Origin of the sequence: Corynebacterium sp. LK31 (assembly GCF_014335015.1) — a bacterium.
GTDB classification, from domain to species: Bacteria; Actinomycetota; Actinomycetes; order Mycobacteriales; family Mycobacteriaceae; genus Corynebacterium; species Corynebacterium jeikeium_D.
This window is the reverse complement of the sequence record NZ_PDGW01000022.1, coordinates 16,032-33,587: the sequence shown is the minus strand read 5'-3', so window position 1 is coordinate 33,587 and position 17,556 is coordinate 16,032. Positions and strand designations below refer to the sequence as shown.

Below are 17,556 nucleotides of genomic sequence, written 5' to 3'. Positions count from 1 at the left end.
GTTTATCTTCTACCGCCGCGGCTTCAACCCCGCCACAGCACACGCGCCCGCGATGAAGGACAGCGCCACCAACCACGGAATCAGCCCTGCCCACTCGAAGCGACTGAACACCATGCCGGATACCCAACCGACAATGGACGAACCCGCGTAGTAGCTGAACAGGTACATCGATGATGCCTCGGCGCGGTCGCGCTGCGCCACCAGGCCCACCCCGGACGAGGACAGCGAGTGGGCCACAAAGAACGATGCCGTGAACACGAGCACGCCCACGATCAGCGCGGGCAGCCACGGCAGCAGCGCCAGCCCCAGGCCCACGCACGCGGCCAGAGTCGCAATGGCGATGAGGCGACGGCGGCTCACCGTCTTCGCCCACACACCCGCGCGTGCCGACGACCACGTGCCAGACAGGTAGAGAATAAATACGAACCCTGCCAGTGCCGGGGAGAGCCCGAACTTATCGCCCAGTCGGAAGCCCAGGTAGTTGTACAGGGAGACAAACGCTCCCATAAACAGGAACGCCAGGGCGCACAGCGCCAGGATGCGCGGGTCGCGCAAGTGTCGCGCAATGGCCTGCCCCTCCCCTGCAAACGACAGTTTCTTCGGCTTAAACCTGCGCTGTTGCGGCAGAAAGTACCAGGTCAGGATGGCGAAGATGAACGCCACCGTCGCCGAGACCGCAATCGCCACCCGCCAGGAGGCGAACTCCAGCACAATGGACGGAATGATACGGCCGAGCAGGCCACCGACCGTCGTGCCCGAGATATACAGCCCCATCACGCGACTGACGTGGTCGGCGTGGACTTCCTCACTGACATACGCCATAGCCACTGCGGGCACACCGGCAATGACAATGCCCTGCAACAGGCGCAGCGCAATCATCGAACCGATGCCCGGCGCGATTGACACCACGAGCCCCAGTAGCGTTGCCACAAATGCGCTGATGACGATGACGCGCCTGCGTCCAAAGCGTTCCGACAAAATGGACACCGGGATAATCGCACAGGCCAAGCCACCGGTGGTGGCGGATACCGTCAGCGCGGCGGTGGCGGGGTCGACCGATAGCTCGTCGGAAAGCGTGGGCAGTAGCGCCTGCGTTGCATAGAGCGCTTGGAACGATGCCAGGCCGGCGAAAAGCACAGCGATAAGCGCGCGACGGAATCCGGGATCTTCTGGCCGTAGTCCTTCGATCTGTTCGGGGTTTTCGTTAGCGCTAGTCACTTGTCCTAGGTTAGCCCTCCCTCCAAACCCCTCGCTGAATACACGGATTCAGAAAACCTTTTTAATTCGCCCGCGGTATCGCTTTTGTTTTATTAGTTTCGTAGGCATGACTACTTCTTCCGCACAGCCACAGAGTCGCAACCACGACCGCGAGTACGACATCGTCGTCTACGGTGCCACGGGTTTCGTGGGCCGCTTGATTGTGGACTATCTGGCTAAACACGCCGGTCAGACGAAGGTGGCGCTCGCAGGCAGGAACGCTCAGAAGCTTGCCGACGTCGCGGAGAACGCAGGCGTATCGGACTGGCCGGTCATTGTTGCGGATGCTGCCGACCAGCCGGCGGTGGCTGAGCTTGCGGCCAGTACAAAGGTGGTGCTGACCGTTGTGGGGCCGTATGCGAAGTACGGTCGCACCCTGGTGGCCGAGTGCGCCAAGGCCGGTACTCACTACGTCGACCTGTGTGGCGAGGTGCTGTTCGTCCACGACTCCATCGCGAATAACCACGAGGTGGCACAGCAGACCGGAGCGAAGATTGTTCACTCCTGCGGCTTCGACTCGATTCCTTCCGACGTCGCTGTCCGCGAGCTCCACGAGGCGGCCCACACCAAGCTCGGTGAAACAACCCTGCTGTTCAAGCACGTCAAGGGCGGTGTCTCCGGCGGCACTATCGATTCGGTCCGCGTCCAGCTTGCACAGGCCAAGAAGGACCCCAAGCTGCGTCGCATCATCGCCGATCAGTACGCCCTGGCTGAGCCGGGTCCCGACCAGGGTAAGTTCGGCGTCGACCTGCGCCCGGCGCGCTTCCGCCGCCACTGGCGAGCGCCCTTCTTCATGTCGCCGTTCAACACCCGAATTGTTCAGCGCTCGGCGATGCTGGCGGATTACGGTGATTCCTTCCGCTACCGCGAGCTACTCAATGTCGGCCGTGGCCCGAGGGCTTTCGTCCGCGCAAATATTTTTGCGGCTGTCTGCAGGTTGGCGCTGGCGGCGATGGCGTTCGGGCCGACGGCCAAGCTCATTGATAAGAAGCTGCCGAAGCCGGGTGAGGGCCCGAGCGCTGAAGAACAGGCCGAGGGTCGCTTCACCATCGAGGCCTACACTGTCGATACCTCCGGCATTCACTGGCGTTCCAAGGTGTCTCTCGAGGAAGACCCGGGGTACGCAGGCACCGCGATTATGATTTCCAGCGCCGCCCTCGCACTCGTCCACGACGATCTGCCGGACGCTACCGGCGTGCTCACTCCTACTGTCGCGCTTGGCGACGCCCTGTCCCGCCGTCTCCGCGCGGGCGGCATGACCATTGAGGCGGTGCAGGCTCGATGACTGATGGCCTGACCGGTGCTTTTGCGAATCTCACCCGCGGACCGAAACTGCCGAGTGTAGGTGGCGGCCGTGCGTTAGTGACCGGCGCTTCCTCCGGCATCGGTTGGGCATGCGCGGAGGCACTGGTCAAGGACGGTTTCGAGGTCGTTGGCACGTCCCGCAGGGGCGCCGAGGCGCCGCACCCCGAGGGCGTGCAGATGGTGGCACTCGACATGTCCAGCGCCGACGACATCGCTGCTGTGGTCGCCCACGGGCCTTACGACGTCGTCGTCGCCAACGCCGGTGAGAGCCAGTCGGGCGCTTTCGAGGAGCTACCCCGCGAGGCGCTTGAGCGTCTCTTCCAAGTCAATGTTCTGGGGCAGGTGGAGCTGTTACAGCAGCTGCTGCCTGGCATGCGCGAGGCCGGTCGTGGCCGAATTGTGCTGGTTGGCTCGATGCTCGGCGGGTTGCCGCTGTCCTACCGTTCTTCCTATGTGGCGACGAAGGCCGCTATCCGCGGCTTTGGGCTTTCGTTGCGCGGTGAAGTCGCGCAGTTCGGTATTGGGGTGACGGTTGTCGAACCGGGTGCCATCAACACGGGGATTTCTACACGTCGGACGACGTATGGCGATGAGGGCTCCGTTTACGCTGCTGATGTCCACCGCATGCTGACGAAGTTGAACGCCAATGAGGAAGATGGCATTCCCGCTTCGGAGATTGCTGAGGTGGTTATGCGCGAGGTATCTGCCGAGCGACCTTTGGCTCTGGTGGCGCGGGGGTCGTCGGCAAGCGTTGCAGTGCCCTTCATGCGACGAATCCCGACGCAAGCGGTGTTGACCATCATGCGCCGGGTGCACGGGCTGCGGTGAGTTAATCGGCGACGGCGCGCATTTCAACGGCCTGTGCACACGCCTCCGCGGCTTCGTGGGCTAGGTTGATGGCCTCTTGCTCGTCTGCGACTTGGACAATCCAAAAAGCTGACGGGAACGTCATCGCGTTGTAGTACGGCAGATCGCTATGTGAACCATCCGGCAGCACCGTCATGGCATCCTCCGGCGGTACCAGCCCGCCGGACATAACCCAGTGGCCTTCGTCCTGGAGCTTCTGATTGAAGCGTCCAATCCGTTCAAAGGCAGCGTGCATTTCCTCATCAGAGTCATACGCGTTGATATCTCTGCGGCCATGGACCGTGAAAAAGTACTGCACACCAAGCTCCTGGGTTTCGTTTTGCTAAGTGTAACAGATTGCGCGGGGCTGAAACCGGGAATTTGTGGGAATTTTAGAGCTTTGGCTGAGCGTTTTTGTGGCCAGGGCCTAGTTTTCCTCTTTCGCAGCGGCGGCTCGCTGTGCCCTGATCTCCGCTACCTGCTGCTTGCGGGTATTGAAACCCATGCGCCACGGGGCGGCTAGACCTGACTCGGGGGCATGCGGGTTATCGCGCCAAGATTTGCCTTCGTTGTAGGCCTGCGCGCCCTCACGGTATGCGGCGGACTGCTGAGAAAAAGTTGGATACGGCTGTTCGTCAGCCTGCCTTGCCTGCGCGCCGACAGCTTTCATTCTTGCGCGCAGTTCCTTGATTTTGTTCTTCGCCCTTTCGTCATGCTGTTCCTGCTGCTCTGCGATCTCAGCGAGTGCTTGCTGCTCGGTGATGGGGTCGAACGAGTCTTGTCCTGCCTGGTCGTAGGCTTCCTTAGCGCGCGGGGTGCGCTCCCAATCACGCAAAGACGGATTGTAAACGCACCAGTCTTCCTGACCGTCATCTTTGTAGATACTGCCGCTGTGATCCCAATACCTTGTCATGCGTTTACCCTCCTGAGTGTTTTTCATGGGTGTGACTACGCCGTTAGGTACAGGGAACCCGAAGGCGACAGAACCTACACTAACCTCTCCGCAGCTTCCGCCAGACCCAATCAACAATCACGAAGCCAACAAGCGTCACACCAAACAGTGGTGCAACCACCGAGTAGGCAATCAACAGCGCCACAACAGCTGCTGCAACACCCGGGCGAATGTCCCGCCAACGCGTCGGCGCCGGGAGCCTGCCAGGTCGGCCACCTCGACCGCGCCCAAACCACATGGCGTACCCGCGCACAATCATCGCCAACAGAGCGACACCAATCAGTGCCAGGACCAGCTGATTCACCCACCCGAACAGGATGCCCATGTGCGCGTTAATCAGCCATTCGGTCAGCTTCGCCGGCAGCGGCCAGTCCGCAAAATGAATCCGATCGACCATCGCTCCGGTCGAACCGTCAACGGTGACGGTCTCAATGCCCATCCGCCATTCCTCGCGGGCTTCCTTGGCCATCCACACCGTGCCAGCCTCCGGTGGTGTCAGTTCGACTTTCCCGGACAGGCCCTCGGCACGTGCGAGGTTCATAACACTATCTGCCTCTGACCAGTCATAATTCGCTGGTGCAGTCGCAGTCATGGCTGGTTTCGGTGCGTACCAGTCCATCGTCTCGCGCAGCTTTGCGATGCCCGTTCCAGCCACCCACGACCACGTCAGGCCGGTGACGGTCAGGAACAAAAGTCCAACACTGACCGCCACGCCAACATTCGCGTGACGACGCATATGATGCGCCCTCTTACTTGTTCCCTGTGTCCGCTTGCGACGCGAACGATCCCACCAGAGCCAGAGGCCACCAATAGCCAGTGCGCCCATCCAGGATGCTGCCGTCTCGGAGTAGAGGCGACCGAAGTTGCTATCAATCCAGAGTCTGCGGTGCCCTTCAGAGATCCACGCCCGCAGTGGCAGCGCCGCCGAGGAACCGTATTGCACCAGGTCACCCTTGATGCTCAGGTCGCCTGGGTCGACGAACACCGCATGTCGGTAGGACTCCGACTTCAGCTGCTCATCATTGAACATGACTCGCGTTGTCTGCCCCGGCTTTTCCGGGACCTGCACCGCGGTCACCGGCAGGTCAGGGTGCACGCGCTGCGCGACCTCAACCTGCTTTTCCAGCGGTTGTGCGGGAAGGCTTGATGTTGCGGTTAGCTCTTCGTGGTAAACCACCTTTTCTATGCTCGGGGCGAGGGCATACGCCACGCCTGTGATAGCTGCAATAACGAGTAGTGGCGCAACGAGGATGCCTGCAACGACATGGATTCGGTGCAGTAATGCTCGTGGCCCACCATTTTTCTGAGTCTGTGCGACGGGGTTTGCGGCTGGCGTTCCAGCGGCATCGCCTGTGGCTATTGAAGTCATGCCTCATTAGTCGGACGAACTGCCCCAGTTGTTCCCCAGCAAGCTCACTTTTATTACTTCCAGGGGTAGCCATTCGGCCACGCACCTCGTTGTCGGCCACCTTGTGCGCAACTACCCGTCGTTAAGCACGCGTACCCTCGTAGACATGGCTTATCCAGACGTGTACCACGCCGATGACAACCGCTATGAGACAATGCCGTACAACCGCTCCGGCAGCACGGGGCTGAAGCTTCCAGCCATTACGCTGGGACTTTGGCATAACTTTGGTGATGACCGACCGCTCGAGACGCAGCGTGAAATCCTGCGCACCGCGTTCGACCACGGCGTCACGCACTTCGACCTCGCCAACAATTACGGCCCACCGCAGGGCTCTGCGGAGGCGAATTTCGGTCGCATCATGGCCAAGGATTTCGCTCCCTACCGCGATGAAATGATCATTTCCTCCAAAGCCGGTTGGTACATGCAGGATGGTCCCTACGGCTTCGGCGGCTCGCGGAAGTACCTCGTGGCCAGCTGCGATGCCTCGCTGAAGCGCATGGGCCTGGATTATGTGGACATTTTCTACCACCACCGCCCCGACCCGGATACGCCTATCGAGGAAACCGTCGCCGCCCTCGATTTCCTCGTCCGGTCGGGTCGCGCGCTCTACGTCGGCGTTAGCTCCTACTCCCCCGAGCTCACTCGCCGCGCGCAGAAAATTGCCCGTGAGCTGGGCACACCGCTGACCATTCACCAGCCGAGCTACTCCATGTTCAACCGCTGGATCGAGGACGAGCTGCTGGCAACCTGCGCCGACGAAGGCATGGGCGTCATCGCCTTTTCCGCGCTTGCGCAGGGGCTTCTCACCGACCGCTACTTGGATGGCGTGCCGGAGTCCTCGCGTCTCGGGGCGCACAAGATGAACTCGGGGTTCCTCAACGACGACACGCTCACCGCCATCCGCGAGCTCAACGCCATTGCTTCACGACGAGGCCAGTCCCTGGCACAGATGGCCATCTCGTGGGTGCTCCGCCGTGACGAAGTGACCTCAGCCCTGATCGGTGCATCCTCGGTGAAGCAGCTGAAGAACAGCCTCGGCGCCCTGGACGCTGCACCGTTTAGCGATGAAGAACTCGCGGAAATCGACAAGTGGGCTGTCGACCGCGGGATTAATCAGTGGCAGGGCGCTACGGAGTCTGTGTAGGGAGCTCATCGAGCGCCGGCAGCACATACTCGATCAGCTCATCAATCTGTTCTTCCGCATCCCGCTTCGAGGTGCGGAAGTTGATGCTGACGTGATTGATGCCGAGCTGTCGCTGGGATTGCAGCAGTTCAATGAGCTTGTTGCGACCAAGGCGGTACCCGAAGTGGCCGCCCTGCGCGGGGGCGTCGGGATCTTCATGCAGGTCAATCCACAGTGATTCCAGGAATGGTTTGAACACGTCCTCACCGCACTCCTGAGCCACAGCCTCCTGCCAGTTGGCGATGTTTTTCTTCTGCATCTCCAGGCCCTTGTGGTACATGAACCACCCGTCGGTATGCGCGGCCTTCCACTCCAGGCTCTGCTGACAGGAGCCAGTGGCCAACAGCGGAACTCGGCGTGCCAGTGGCTTGGGCACCACATCGGATCCGCCCATCTTGCCCTCGGACCAGCGGATGGGCCGGTAGCTAGTACTGAGGGCCTTTTCATAGACCTCGATATGCTCGCGGAAGCGCTCACCGCGCTTGCCTTTGTCCTGGTTAAAGGCGGGGAACTCCTCGGGTCGGTCACCGGTGGCAACGCCAAAGAGGAAACGGCCGTCGGAAAGCCTGTCCAGTGTGGCAGCGCGCTTGGCCATCACCAGCGGATGCTGGAAGGGCACGACGACTGCACCGGTGCCGAGCGCGATATCGGTGGTGTGTGCGGCGATGTAGCTGAGGTACATCCAGGGGTCGTAGACCTGGCCGACGTCGCCAAATGTTTCCACGCGCAGCGGGATGTCGCGTGCCCAGACCGCCGCGATGCCTGCGCGTTCGACTTTCTGAATCAGCCGAATCTGGTTGCTCAGCGCGTCCCTGGGCTCGGCTTCGGCGTCCTGCTCGATGGGCAGACTCAGCCCTACCGTGAGTCGGCCCGGCGCGAATGTGCGCTGGTAACCGGGTAGTTCGTCGATAGGCTTGTCCGAAAGATCAAACAGCGAGCTCATGGTGCTCCACGGTAGTACAGCTCGAGGTGCGGCACTCGTCGTTAAGCTGGGAGCATGCTTGAGGATGTCATCATCGTCGGTGGCGGCCAAGCTGCCCTCGCTACCGCCTATTACTTGCACAAACGCGGCATTGATCCGCTCATTCTGGACAATCAGCCCGCTCCCGGCGGCTCCTGGCGCAATGTCTGGCCCTCACTGACGCTCTTTTCCACCCCGGACTTTTCCAACCTTCCGGGCATCCAGATGCCCGATTATGACGGTTTCCCGCCCGCTTCCCACGTGATTGACTACCTCAGCTCCTACGAAAAGCGCTACGAACTGCGCGTCCAGCGCCCGGTCACCGTCACGCACGTCTCCCATGACGGCACCTTCCAGCTCACCAGCGATGCCGGCGACTTCGAATCCCGACAGCTCATCGCCGCCACCGGCAACCGGCCCTTCGTCCCGTATTACCCCGGCACGACCTCCGCGAAACAGTGGCATTCGGCCAACTACCCAGGTCCCGAGCCATTCGAAGGCTCCCGCGTTGCCGTTGTCGGCGCGGCGAACTCCGGCGCCCAAATAGCCTCTGAACTGGTGCTTTCCGGCATCGACACCACCTGGTTCACCCGCCACGAACCACGCTGGATGCCCGACGACGTCGACGGCCGCGTCCTGTTCAAACGCTACCGCCAGGGCGCCACCGACAGCATTGGCGACATCGTTGCCCTACCGCCCGTCCGCAAAGCCCGCGACTCCGGCGCACTCACCTGGACACCCATGTTTTCTTCGCTTGACGACGTCCACGCGGACCACCTCATCTGGTGCACCGGTTTCCGCCCAGCGCTCGACCCTTTCCGCAGCATCGACTCTGACCTCATCGAGTTCGTCGGCTACGGCGACTGGGTTGGCCCCGGTGCCGCCACGATCATGGGTGTTGGCCCCTTTGCTAAGCGCGCGGCCGAGCGGGTGGCTGCCCGTCTGTCAGCATGACCTGCATCAACAGCATGTCCAACCATCGCCCGTTCTTCGTCCCCACCTGCGGCAGTAGCCCAACACGCTGAAAGCCATACTTTTTGTGCAGCGCAGTCGACCCCTCGTTACTGCCTTCAATCGCCGCAACCAAGACGTGCTTTCTCGCCTCACGAGCAGCATCGATGGTCGCGCTTAACAGTGCGCCTCCATCCATGCGATGCGAGTCTCCGCACTGACCGTGTCATCGTTCCAGATGGCGACGGTGTTGATTACGGCTTCGTTGTAGATCTCCGCGATTGCCGCGGCGTCCTCCCGCGTTGCCTGTCGGATGATCATGGTTTTACTCCCCGCTGTCTGCGCTGTTTCTGTGCTGTTTTCTACAACTCCGCTTTTATGAAAGCGAGATTACCAAGCTTTCAATTTCGAACGGGTGTTTTATTTGTATTTTGGTACGCTACCCCGCGAACAACCCACAAACACCCAGGTAACATGTGCTTTTATAGTCGGCTAACCATCTTCGAAAACTCCCCAATATTTCTTTTCATTTCTCTTTACAAACTAGAAACATGCCCGTATGATAGCAAGTAAGTTCGAAAGAAAACCGACAACCATTGGAGCACCAGGGGGATCCAATGAAGTCCGAACAAGTACCCGAACCATATTGGGCTCACGAAAATCCTGAAGATGAGCTCTCAGCACTCGCGCGGGCTACCAACCGCGCCCAACTTGAGTTGATTGAAGCCTGCTGCCCTGCAGGTGATGATGACGTTGAAAACCATGCCGCTCGCATCAGCATTCGGCTGGGAATCACCCGCAGTGAAGCACTGCGTATCTGTGACATTGGCCTGTTGCTGGAGAAAATGCCACAGTTGGCGGAATACGCCCGGGAAAGCTGCGCATTATCCATGCGGCAACTCGGCATCATTGCACATGGCGTAGTCGGCATCGAGCCTGATCAAATACCCGATGCAGAGAAGAAGATTCTGGCATTGGTTACGCCACGGAAGCGTCGTCAAGCAATGATTGGTCCTCGCACGCTCACCACCAAAATTGGTGATATTGCTGCGGACTTGGATGACCGTGCTCGCGCCGACGGCACAATTCCCACCATCACCGACACGGAATCGGTGACTCTGGTGGAACGTCCCGACAGCTACTCCCAAATCATTCTCACACTGCGGCCGGACCGCGCCTATTTCGCCATGTGCGCAATTGAAACGGTCTTCCGCGCGAATGAGGAAATGACGCAGGCGGATGCATTTGTGGAACTCATCCACCAGCGCACCAATGCGGAAGTTGTGCTCAATGTTTTCCGCGAGCCCCACAGTGATGACGCCTGGCTGGACGGTGCCGGCTGGCTAGGCGCGCTGGTCACGGAGGAGTGGATGCAAAAGGTGACGCATGTCCGCCTCTCAGCAGACAGCGCCACCAATGGTTACCGCCCAACTCCAGCGCAGGTCGCCCGCGTCCACGGTCGCGATGGAACATGTCGCTTCCCCGGCTGCGAAGTCCCAGCGTACAAGTGCGATATTGACCATATCGCGCCGTACAACCAGGAAGACCCCGAAGCCGGTGGTCCCACCGACACGCAGAATCTGCACTGCCTATGCAGGAAGCACCACAACCTGAAAACCCACAAGCTCTGGGATATCACCGCTTATGAGGACGGCTCAGAGGTGTGGTCCTCTGCCGACGGCGTTACCGCGGCGACCGTCCCGGCCGGACCATTAGCCGGGTTCGGCCGACAGACTTTTGACAAACGCGCTACCCAGAAGACGAAAGCACGCCATGACCACTACATGAAGTGGTGGCTGTCATTCGCGGCTGTGCCAGATCTGGTCTTTGATGATGGGGAGGATTAACCCAGCGGACCACCGCAGTTCGGCCATGCGCCAGCACCCTGGGAGGCAAGCACGCGCTCGCCAATCTCAATCTGCTGCTCCTTAGTGGCCTGGTCAGCCGTCGGTGCGTACTGGTCACCGCCGTGGCCGCTCCAGGTCTGCTGCGAGAACTGCAGTCCGCCGTAGTAGCCGTTACCGGTATTGGTCTGCCAATTTCCGCCGGACTCACAAGCCGCAACCTGATCCCAGGCGCTAACTGATGCAGCGTTAGCGGCCGCGGTCGGGGCAGCAATCATGCCTGCTGCCACAGCGGCGGATGCGATGAACTTACCGGAAAAACGCATAAAAAGAGAACACTCCTAAAGGGTTGACTTTTCTCTTGGGCGACCAACCTACGCGCACCCTCCCCCGTCCTGTCAACCCGTATCCTGGAAAGCATGTCCGTGGCAGATGTCGTCCGCAAGACCGAGAGAAGGATCAACGCGCTGGCCGCCAAGCGTTCCAAAAACGCTGGTTGGGAACCGGAAATCATCGGTTTCACCGGGTACGGAAATGCAGAGCGCGTGCGCGTATTCGGCCGTGTCCTCCTGAAGGATCCGGCCAAAAAACGAGACGAAGAACGAAACAAAAAACGCGGATTTTGGCAGTTCTTTACCGTCGAACTCGCGGACTTTCCCGTCACCATCACTGCCGGCGACCGCACGGTGGAAACCACCACGGATAGCAACGGCTATATCGAGGTACTAATCAGGAATCACGGCCTGGAACCCGGCTGGCACGAAATCACCATCAACGACACTCCTGCAGAGGTCCTCATCCTCTCCCCGGAGACCAAATACGGCATCGTCTCCGATATTGATGACACCGTTTTGGTCACTATGCTGCCGCGCGCCCTCATCGCCGCCTACAACTCCTGGGTCAAGGAGACAGATGAGCGCAAGGCCGTCGCTGGCTTCGGCGAGTTCTATGCGCAACTTCGCCGTCGTTACGCGAGCAAAACGGACGAGGACACGGACGTCCCCGTCATCTACCTTTCCACCGGAGCGTGGAACACCTTCAGCACACTAAAAAAGTTCCTGCACCGCAACAACTTGCCGAAGGGCCCACTGCTTCTCACCGATTGGGGGCCAACGCCCACCGGCCTGTTCCGCTCGGGCAAGGAACACAAGAAGGTGCGACTTCGCGACCTGTTTATTGACTTCCCCGAAATCAACTGGATTCTCGTCGGCGATGATGGCCAGTACGACCCGCTCATCTACGGCACGGCCGCGGCGGAGCATCCGGACAAGGTCGCGGCCATCGCAATCCGCAACCTCACTCCCAGCGAGCACGTGCTCTCTCACGGCACGGCGGTGCCAATTGAAAAGCTGGAGAACAAGGAGGTCCCGTTCATCGAGGGCGCCGACGGCTATGAACTGCTCAAACAGATTGACCAGCTGCCGCAACCATGATCTACCTCCGCCATGCCCGTATTCACGATGATGCCGAGCTCCCGGCGTACGTCGTAAAGCTCGCGCTGCCCTTCCCCATGACCTTCACCACGCCGATTACCATCCTGACCGGCGAAAACGGCAAGGGAAAGTCGACGGTACTGGAGGCGTTAGCGTCGGCGATGGGTGTCGATACGGACGGCGGCTCGCGGTACAAGACGCAAGAGCGCACCTCCCCGGTCCCACTGGCGCTGACCAGGCGCAATCCCCCGGATACGTTTTTCTTTCGCGGCGACGCGCACCTGAACCTCGCGCGCTATTACGAGTCGCTTGGGCAGCTACCAGGTGGCAGAGAAATGGCAGACCTCACCCAGATGAGCCACGGCCAATCCATCATGACGCTGGCCGAACGCCGCTTCAGTCCCGAATCACTGATTTTCCTTGACGAACCCGAGGCGGGACTGTCGGTCCTACGCCAACTGGAGCTCCTCGGCCGCCTCGGCGCGCTCGCGGAAGCCGGCGCACAAATCATCATGGCGACGCATTCCCCCATCCTGCTCGCCACGCCAGAAGCAACGATTATTTCGCTTGACGACGCCGACACCACCCACTTCGAAGACACCCTCGCGGTACGGGCGACCAGGGATTTCCTGGCCGATCCGGTCGGCATCGCGGACTACATGGTGGAGCGTTTTACGTCGGATTCTTAAGCCCCAGCGCCGCCACGACACCCAGGGCCGACAGTGCCACCGGCAACCACATCGCGTCACTCATGGCGGTGGTGAAGTCGCCACGGTTGCTGCTGAGCGCCGCCGCCATGACGGTGGCAATCAGTGCGCTACCCAGCACACTGCCAATCTGGCGGATGGTGTTGTACACACCGGAGGCGGCACCGGCGAGGGACGGGTCGATGTTGCGAGTAGCAGCCGTCGACAGCGTGCCCCAAATAAACGCGTTTGCCACACCGAATGCGGCGCCCGGCAGTAGCAGCCACAGCACGGAGAGGTCCTCGTGGATGAGGTAGTGGAACCCGAGCATGCCCACCAGCGAGGACCCAAAACCGATCAGCGCGAACTCGCGGAACTTCAGCCGGTCCAGCATTCGCCCAGTCCATGGCGCCATGACACCGGAAATGAGCGCCTGCGGCACGAGCAGTAGTGAGGCCTGGATGGTCGATAGGTCGCGGGCATTCTGGGCGAAGAGGATGATCGGGAAACCAACCGCGACCACCAGCGCGCCCATCACGGCAATGGCCAGCGAGGAGATGGTGAAGTTGCGATCCTTAAAAAGGGACAGCGGCATCAGCGGTTCGGCCGTCGTCTTGGCCTCCCACGCGGTGAATAGTCCAAGAACCACCACGCCACCGGCAATCAGTGCCCAGATCCAACCGGACCAGCCGGCACTCTCCCCCTCCTGAATGCCGAAGACCAGCAGGAACATACCAATCGCGCTGAGTACAACACCGAGATAATCAATCTTGTTGCGGTGCGTCTCAAAGGTCGGCAGATAGCGGAACGCAAAAACGAGCCCGATCAGCCCAATCGGCACATTAATGAGGAAAATCCAGCGCCAACTCAGCAGCTCAATCAACACGCCACCGGCCAGCGGCCCTGTCAGCGAGGCAATTCCGGCCGCCGCACCCCACAGGCCCATCGCCGCACCGCGATGCGCCGGCGGAAACATCTGCGTAATCAGCGCCATCGTCTGCGGCGTCAGCAGCGCGGCCCCCAGTCCCTGCACCACGCGGGCAATGATCAGCATGCTTAACGACGGCGCCAACCCACACGCCAGCGACGCCAACACGAAGATAACCAGGCCCGCTACATAGGTGTGCTTGACTCCCCAGAGGTCACCGAGCCTGCCAGTAATGAGCAACGGCACGGCATAGGCCAGCAGATAACCACTGGTCACCCACATGACCTGGTTGAGCTCACCGCCCAGTTCATGCTGGATGGTGTTGATACCAACGGTGACAATGGTGGCGTCGACCAGGATCATGAAGAAGCCGAGTAACACGGTCCATAGCGCTGGCCACGCCTTTTTGGGATCAAACTGAGTATTCAAATCTGTAGCCACTCGGAGTTATGTTAGTTGATGGCTCGGGTGTTAGTTGATGGCACAGTAAAATCCAGGCTATGGCTGTTCAGCATATGACCGATGAAACCATCGCCGAGTTCTTCGCCAATCACCTCTCGCGGGTAGATGATGACACGCAGCGTGCTGTCGCTCTCGAGGTGTTGGAATGGGTTCACGAAAAGTACCCGGAACTCGGCGTTCGCATTGCCTGGAATCAGCCGATGTTCACGCTCGATGGCACTTTTATCATCGGTTTCTCCTACGCCAAGAAACACATGGCGATCGCCCCGGAACGCGCTGGTATTGAAAAGTTCTCCGACGAGTTCGATGCCCGCGGCCTCTCCTACGGAAAAATGATGGTCCGCTTCCCCTGGCCAAAGGACGGCAAAGCCGAGTCGATGCCGCTCGACCTGCTGGCCAAGATGATCGAGTTCAACATGGAGGACAAGCGCGGGATGACCAAGTTCTGGCGATAGGTCGGGGTCGATTACCAGCCCTGGAAGCTACCAAGCACTTAATGAGCATTCCTTTTCTCAGCGAGATCGCGCAGGAATGTGTCTTTGTCGTCGCAGTAAATCTCAATCGAGGAAACCATCATTGGTCCCTTGTAAAGATCTTCTGCCACGACCTGCGAATCGACTTCTAACCTGACGTTCACTTCACTCAAAACAGGCACCCTGAGATTGCCGTGCTCGTCAATTGCTACGTCCCCTCCTTCACCTGCCGTTACGGAGCTCGCATGACGTAAGTGTGACCACGGAGTTTCACAAATAAGCCTTCGCCCATTTCGCAGTACGAGTCCTTGCGGTGTTATTAGATGGGGATGGTCCCGAACAGTTACGTAAAATCCAGATAAAAGAACTACGGCATAAACACTAATTACCAGAAATAAATATCGCCAAAATGCATTAGAAATAGCAAAATGCACTATGCTTATTTCTGCAACGCTCAGCGCCAGTATCATAAAAACAACAGTTCGAAGGTTTCTATGTACAGTGAAGGATCTGACTTCACTGTCGACATTTCTCTGAGGCTTAAAAAAGGTGAAAGCAGCTAGCAGCGAACCAACTTCCGAAACGAGTAACGCTAGTATTTTTCGAGGTACGCCAAATTTCTTTGACGTCTCGGACAGCGAAGCAGCCCATGACCTGCCATTTCTGAGATAGTCTTGCCACATACCTCCAAACAGTAAGAGAAAAGCCGCAACCACCACGGCAAGTGGTAACAGGAATACCCAACCCGGCAAACCAGATACCACATTCATAAGAAGGAAAAGAACTGCTTCAAGAATAATTGCGGTAACCAGAATTGCTCTAAATATAATTTTCATGCCTACATTCCGACTATGAATTGACAGGCTTTCCTCGGAAGAAGATTCCTCACCATGCAAGCTCTCTCTTAATATTTCTTACACATTCTTGAGTTGATTTTTCACGATATAAACAGGTACCAAACAATCGTTAAAATATGGCCGTGAGCCAAATTCATGACTGAACACCGCTATACCAATGTCGCAGATGGGGGCCGACCGCCCTCATGCTCATCTCAAAACTATTCAAGTTTTCTTCTACTTTCAATACAAAATGAGTTTTGAGATTTCTACATTTCTTCTCGCGAGCTGGCTGCAATGCTCGCTGGCCCACGCATCCGACGACTTGTGGCCACGCTATTCACCTATCGATGCGCTGTAGCGTGTCCACAAGTGAATAGTGCATCGACAAGTGAGAGGGCCTGGCCCACAGCGTGCGCATAAGTGCCGAAAAACCATCGATAAGTCAGGAGAATCCATCGATAAGTGAGAGAAATACATCGATAAGTCCCCGAAACCTGGCCATAAGTGCCGGACAGGGTTAAAGGAGGGTTACAGGACAAGCCAACAACCTCGGCTCAGCATCCACCCCTGCTTCAATCCAACCCCCATGCTAACCCCCACCACAAACAAAAAATCCTCGGAAGCTTTTACACTTCCGAGGATCTTCACTGTGGGCGAAGGGGGACTTGAACCCCCACGTCCGTAAAGGACACTGGCACCTGAAGCCAGCGCGTCTGCCATTCCGCCACTCGCCCGTGGGAACGAATAGAACTATAACACCCCGCGCTAATACACCACCAAATCCCCAGGCCAGCGCGCGTTTTTCACCACTTTTCAAGCACTTTCCAACGGAATTTAAAACGCCTTTTCAGCACTTAGCAATAGCAACTTCCCCCACAACCGTCGTCACTATTTGATAAACCTCAGCAGTTCCTAGCCCTTAACTGAAGGTGTAGGGCTCTATACTGTTGCTTAAGTATCGATAATTTTTGTGCACATTTTTTTCACGTAACCCGCCGCGGTTTGGCGGGAGAAGGCGAATTTCTTTAGTCAGATGGATTTCCTAGGACGCATCCGCAAGCTTGATAGCTCGCTTCAGCGCGGGCTCGATAACAGCTTTGCGCGCGTGTTCGGCGGCAAGGTTGTCCCGAATGAGTTAGAAGAATGCCTGAAGCAGGAAATTGAAGACTTCCTGATGCAGGACGCCAACGGTCAGTACTTGGCACCCAATGATTTCCGCATTGGCATCAGCGCTGCCGACTACAAGAACCTTTCTGCGTCCGAGCCCAACCTGCCGAATCAGTTGGCTGACCGCATGACACGCTACTGCCGTAACAACGGCTGGGGCTTCACCGGTTCCATTAGCGTCCACCTGCAGGCAGTGGAGTCTCTCCACACCGGCCAGTTGAAGACGGCCAGCACTTTCACCGAGGACACCGTGGGCACCTCGGAGTTCGTCCCATTCGAGGACAGTGCCGATGATGCCAACACTGACGCAGCCCCGTCGCAAAGCGATGATGAACCCCAAGCTGCAGAGACCTCTGCCGCCTACCACCCGCAGCCGGAAGCTGAGCAGTTCCCCACCGCTTCCCGCCCCATCCCCGCGGTCGACCCAGAGGCTGCAACTGAGCTGAGCAGCGCGGCCGTGGGTGAAGACCAGTCCCAGGAAAAGACCGTCACCCTGCTGTTGCAGGACGGCTCCTCGCGCGTATTTGAGGTGCGCCATGGTTCGAACATCATCGGCCGCGGCACCGCTTCCGACTTCCGCCTCCCGGATACTGGTGTTTCCCGCCAGCATGCCGAGATCACGTGGGATGGCCAGGACGCTGTGCTCGTCGATTTGCATTCGACCAACGGCACCATTGTCAATGGCGAACCCATTGAGAACTGGCTGCTGGCCGACGGCGACGAAATCTCGCTAGGACATTCTGTTCTCGAAGTTCAGATCCGCTGATTCAGATCCGCTAAGTAGTGAGGTTCACCAGGTTCACATGCCACTGCCCTAGGTTTGCCGACACATTCCTGGAATAATTACGTCCGTGTGTTCGG

Annotated in this window: 19 protein-coding genes and 1 tRNA gene; 9 read left to right on the top strand and 11 right to left on the bottom strand. The window is 58.8% G+C overall.

Annotation, left to right across the window (positions count from 1 at the left end; genetic code table 11):
• Window positions 1-9: 9 nt before the first annotated feature.
• Window positions 10-1,218 carry an MFS transporter gene (locus CRD18_RS07875; RefSeq protein ID WP_049189830.1) on the bottom strand — a complete coding sequence of 403 codons (1,209 nt, stop codon included), beginning with the start codon at window positions 1,216-1,218 and terminating at the stop codon, window positions 10-12.
• A 106-nt stretch (window positions 1,219-1,324) separates the two neighbouring features.
• On the opposite strand from CRD18_RS07875, the gene CRD18_RS07870 reads away from it, so the two are divergent.
• On the top strand, window positions 1,325-2,542 hold the full coding sequence (locus CRD18_RS07870) for a trans-acting enoyl reductase family protein (RefSeq protein ID WP_049193394.1): 1,218 nt from the start codon (window positions 1,325-1,327) through the stop codon (window positions 2,540-2,542).
• Complete coding sequence (locus tag CRD18_RS07865) at window positions 2,539-3,390, top strand: SDR family NAD(P)-dependent oxidoreductase (protein WP_070429086.1); 852 nt, start codon at window positions 2,539-2,541, stop codon at window positions 3,388-3,390. The genes CRD18_RS07870 and CRD18_RS07865 overlap by 4 nt, the downstream gene beginning before the upstream one ends.
• Window position 3,391: 1 nt before the next feature.
• Here CRD18_RS07865 and CRD18_RS07860 read toward each other — a convergent pair whose 3' ends face one another.
• The 3 genes from CRD18_RS07860 to CRD18_RS07850 form a co-directional block, all read right to left on the bottom strand.
• Window positions 3,392-3,727, bottom strand: a complete 336-nt coding sequence (locus tag CRD18_RS07860; RefSeq protein ID WP_049189837.1) for a YciI family protein — start codon at window positions 3,725-3,727, stop codon at window positions 3,392-3,394.
• A gap of 108 nt (window positions 3,728-3,835) precedes the next feature.
• A complete protein-coding gene (locus tag CRD18_RS07855; RefSeq protein WP_070607207.1) occupies window positions 3,836-4,321 on the bottom strand; it encodes a hypothetical protein in 486 nt (161 codons plus the stop codon).
• A 79-nt stretch (window positions 4,322-4,400) separates the two neighbouring features.
• Window positions 4,401-5,729, bottom strand: coding sequence for a PepSY domain-containing protein (locus tag CRD18_RS07850; protein ID WP_070429084.1), 1,329 nt, complete (start codon window positions 5,727-5,729; stop codon window positions 4,401-4,403).
• Between the two features lie 145 nt (window positions 5,730-5,874).
• Between CRD18_RS07850 and CRD18_RS07845 the strand changes: the two genes are divergently transcribed.
• Complete coding sequence (locus CRD18_RS07845; protein WP_070604516.1) at window positions 5,875-6,912, top strand: aldo/keto reductase; 1,038 nt, start codon at window positions 5,875-5,877, stop codon at window positions 6,910-6,912.
• Here the strand turns inward: CRD18_RS07845 and CRD18_RS07840 are convergent.
• On the bottom strand, window positions 6,896-7,894 hold the full coding sequence (locus CRD18_RS07840) for an LLM class oxidoreductase (RefSeq protein ID WP_049172573.1): 999 nt from the start codon (window positions 7,892-7,894) through the stop codon (window positions 6,896-6,898). The genes CRD18_RS07845 and CRD18_RS07840 overlap by 17 nt on opposite strands.
• A 54-nt stretch (window positions 7,895-7,948) precedes the next feature.
• Here CRD18_RS07840 and CRD18_RS07835 point away from each other — a divergent pair, with 54 nt between their 5' ends.
• Window positions 7,949-8,866 carry an FAD-dependent oxidoreductase gene (locus CRD18_RS07835; protein ID WP_049172575.1) on the top strand — a complete coding sequence of 306 codons (918 nt, stop codon included), beginning with the start codon at window positions 7,949-7,951 and terminating at the stop codon, window positions 8,864-8,866.
• Here the strand turns inward: CRD18_RS07835 and CRD18_RS07830 are convergent.
• Both CRD18_RS07830 and CRD18_RS11220 read right to left on the bottom strand, forming a co-directional pair.
• Entirely contained in the window at window positions 8,823-9,062 is a 240-nt protein-coding gene (locus CRD18_RS07830; RefSeq protein ID WP_370551048.1) for an N-acetyltransferase family protein, read from the bottom strand. The genes CRD18_RS07835 and CRD18_RS07830 overlap by 44 nt on opposite strands.
• Window positions 9,041-9,184: an N-acetyltransferase family protein gene (locus CRD18_RS11220; protein WP_370551046.1), complete on the bottom strand. Its 144-nt coding sequence runs from the start codon at window positions 9,182-9,184 to the stop codon at window positions 9,041-9,043. The genes CRD18_RS07830 and CRD18_RS11220 overlap by 22 nt, the downstream gene beginning before the upstream one ends.
• A 296-nt stretch (window positions 9,185-9,480) precedes the next feature.
• On the opposite strand from CRD18_RS11220, the gene CRD18_RS07825 reads away from it, so the two are divergent.
• Window positions 9,481-10,710, top strand: a complete 1,230-nt coding sequence (locus tag CRD18_RS07825) for an HNH endonuclease signature motif containing protein (RefSeq protein WP_070546993.1) — start codon at window positions 9,481-9,483, stop codon at window positions 10,708-10,710.
• Here the strand turns inward: CRD18_RS07825 and CRD18_RS07820 are convergent.
• Window positions 10,707-11,033 (bottom strand): transglycosylase family protein, encoded by a 327-nt coding sequence (locus CRD18_RS07820; RefSeq protein WP_005511827.1) that lies wholly within the window; start codon window positions 11,031-11,033, stop codon window positions 10,707-10,709. The genes CRD18_RS07825 and CRD18_RS07820 overlap by 4 nt on opposite strands.
• A gap of 93 nt (window positions 11,034-11,126) precedes the next feature.
• Here CRD18_RS07820 and CRD18_RS07815 point away from each other — a divergent pair, with 93 nt between their 5' ends.
• Together CRD18_RS07815 and CRD18_RS07810 are read left to right on the top strand one after the other, a co-directional pair.
• Window positions 11,127-12,140 carry an App1 family protein gene (locus CRD18_RS07815; protein ID WP_070549586.1) on the top strand — a complete coding sequence of 338 codons (1,014 nt, stop codon included), beginning with the start codon at window positions 11,127-11,129 and terminating at the stop codon, window positions 12,138-12,140.
• The gene (locus CRD18_RS07810) at window positions 12,137-12,829 is read left to right on the top strand and encodes an AAA family ATPase (protein WP_070546990.1); all 693 of its coding nucleotides are present in this window, start codon (window positions 12,137-12,139) and stop codon (window positions 12,827-12,829) included. The genes CRD18_RS07815 and CRD18_RS07810 overlap by 4 nt, the downstream gene beginning before the upstream one ends.
• On the opposite strand, the gene CRD18_RS07805 is transcribed toward CRD18_RS07810, so the two are convergent.
• Window positions 12,813-14,195 carry a DHA2 family efflux MFS transporter permease subunit gene (locus CRD18_RS07805; RefSeq protein WP_187406623.1) on the bottom strand — a complete coding sequence of 461 codons (1,383 nt, stop codon included), beginning with the start codon at window positions 14,193-14,195 and terminating at the stop codon, window positions 12,813-12,815. The two genes, CRD18_RS07810 and CRD18_RS07805, sit on opposite strands and share 17 nt — an antisense overlap.
• A 59-nt stretch (window positions 14,196-14,254) precedes the next feature.
• Here CRD18_RS07805 and CRD18_RS07800 point away from each other — a divergent pair, with 59 nt between their 5' ends.
• Window positions 14,255-14,671 (top strand): iron chaperone, encoded by a 417-nt coding sequence (locus CRD18_RS07800; protein WP_049193410.1) that lies wholly within the window; start codon window positions 14,255-14,257, stop codon window positions 14,669-14,671.
• A 38-nt stretch (window positions 14,672-14,709) separates the two neighbouring features.
• Here the strand turns inward: CRD18_RS07800 and CRD18_RS07795 are convergent, their stop codons facing one another.
• Together CRD18_RS07795 and CRD18_RS07790 are read right to left on the bottom strand one after the other, a co-directional pair.
• Window positions 14,710-15,525: a hypothetical protein gene (locus CRD18_RS07795; protein ID WP_187406622.1), complete on the bottom strand. Its 816-nt coding sequence runs from the start codon at window positions 15,523-15,525 to the stop codon at window positions 14,710-14,712.
• Between the two features lie 653 nt (window positions 15,526-16,178).
• Window positions 16,179-16,262: transfer RNA gene (locus tag CRD18_RS07790), tRNA-Leu, on the bottom strand.
• Between the two features lie 299 nt (window positions 16,263-16,561).
• Here CRD18_RS07790 and CRD18_RS07785 point away from each other — a divergent pair.
• Complete coding sequence (locus tag CRD18_RS07785) at window positions 16,562-17,461, top strand: DUF3662 and FHA domain-containing protein (protein WP_049193412.1); 900 nt, start codon at window positions 16,562-16,564, stop codon at window positions 17,459-17,461.
• Window positions 17,462-17,556: the final 95 nt, after the last annotated feature.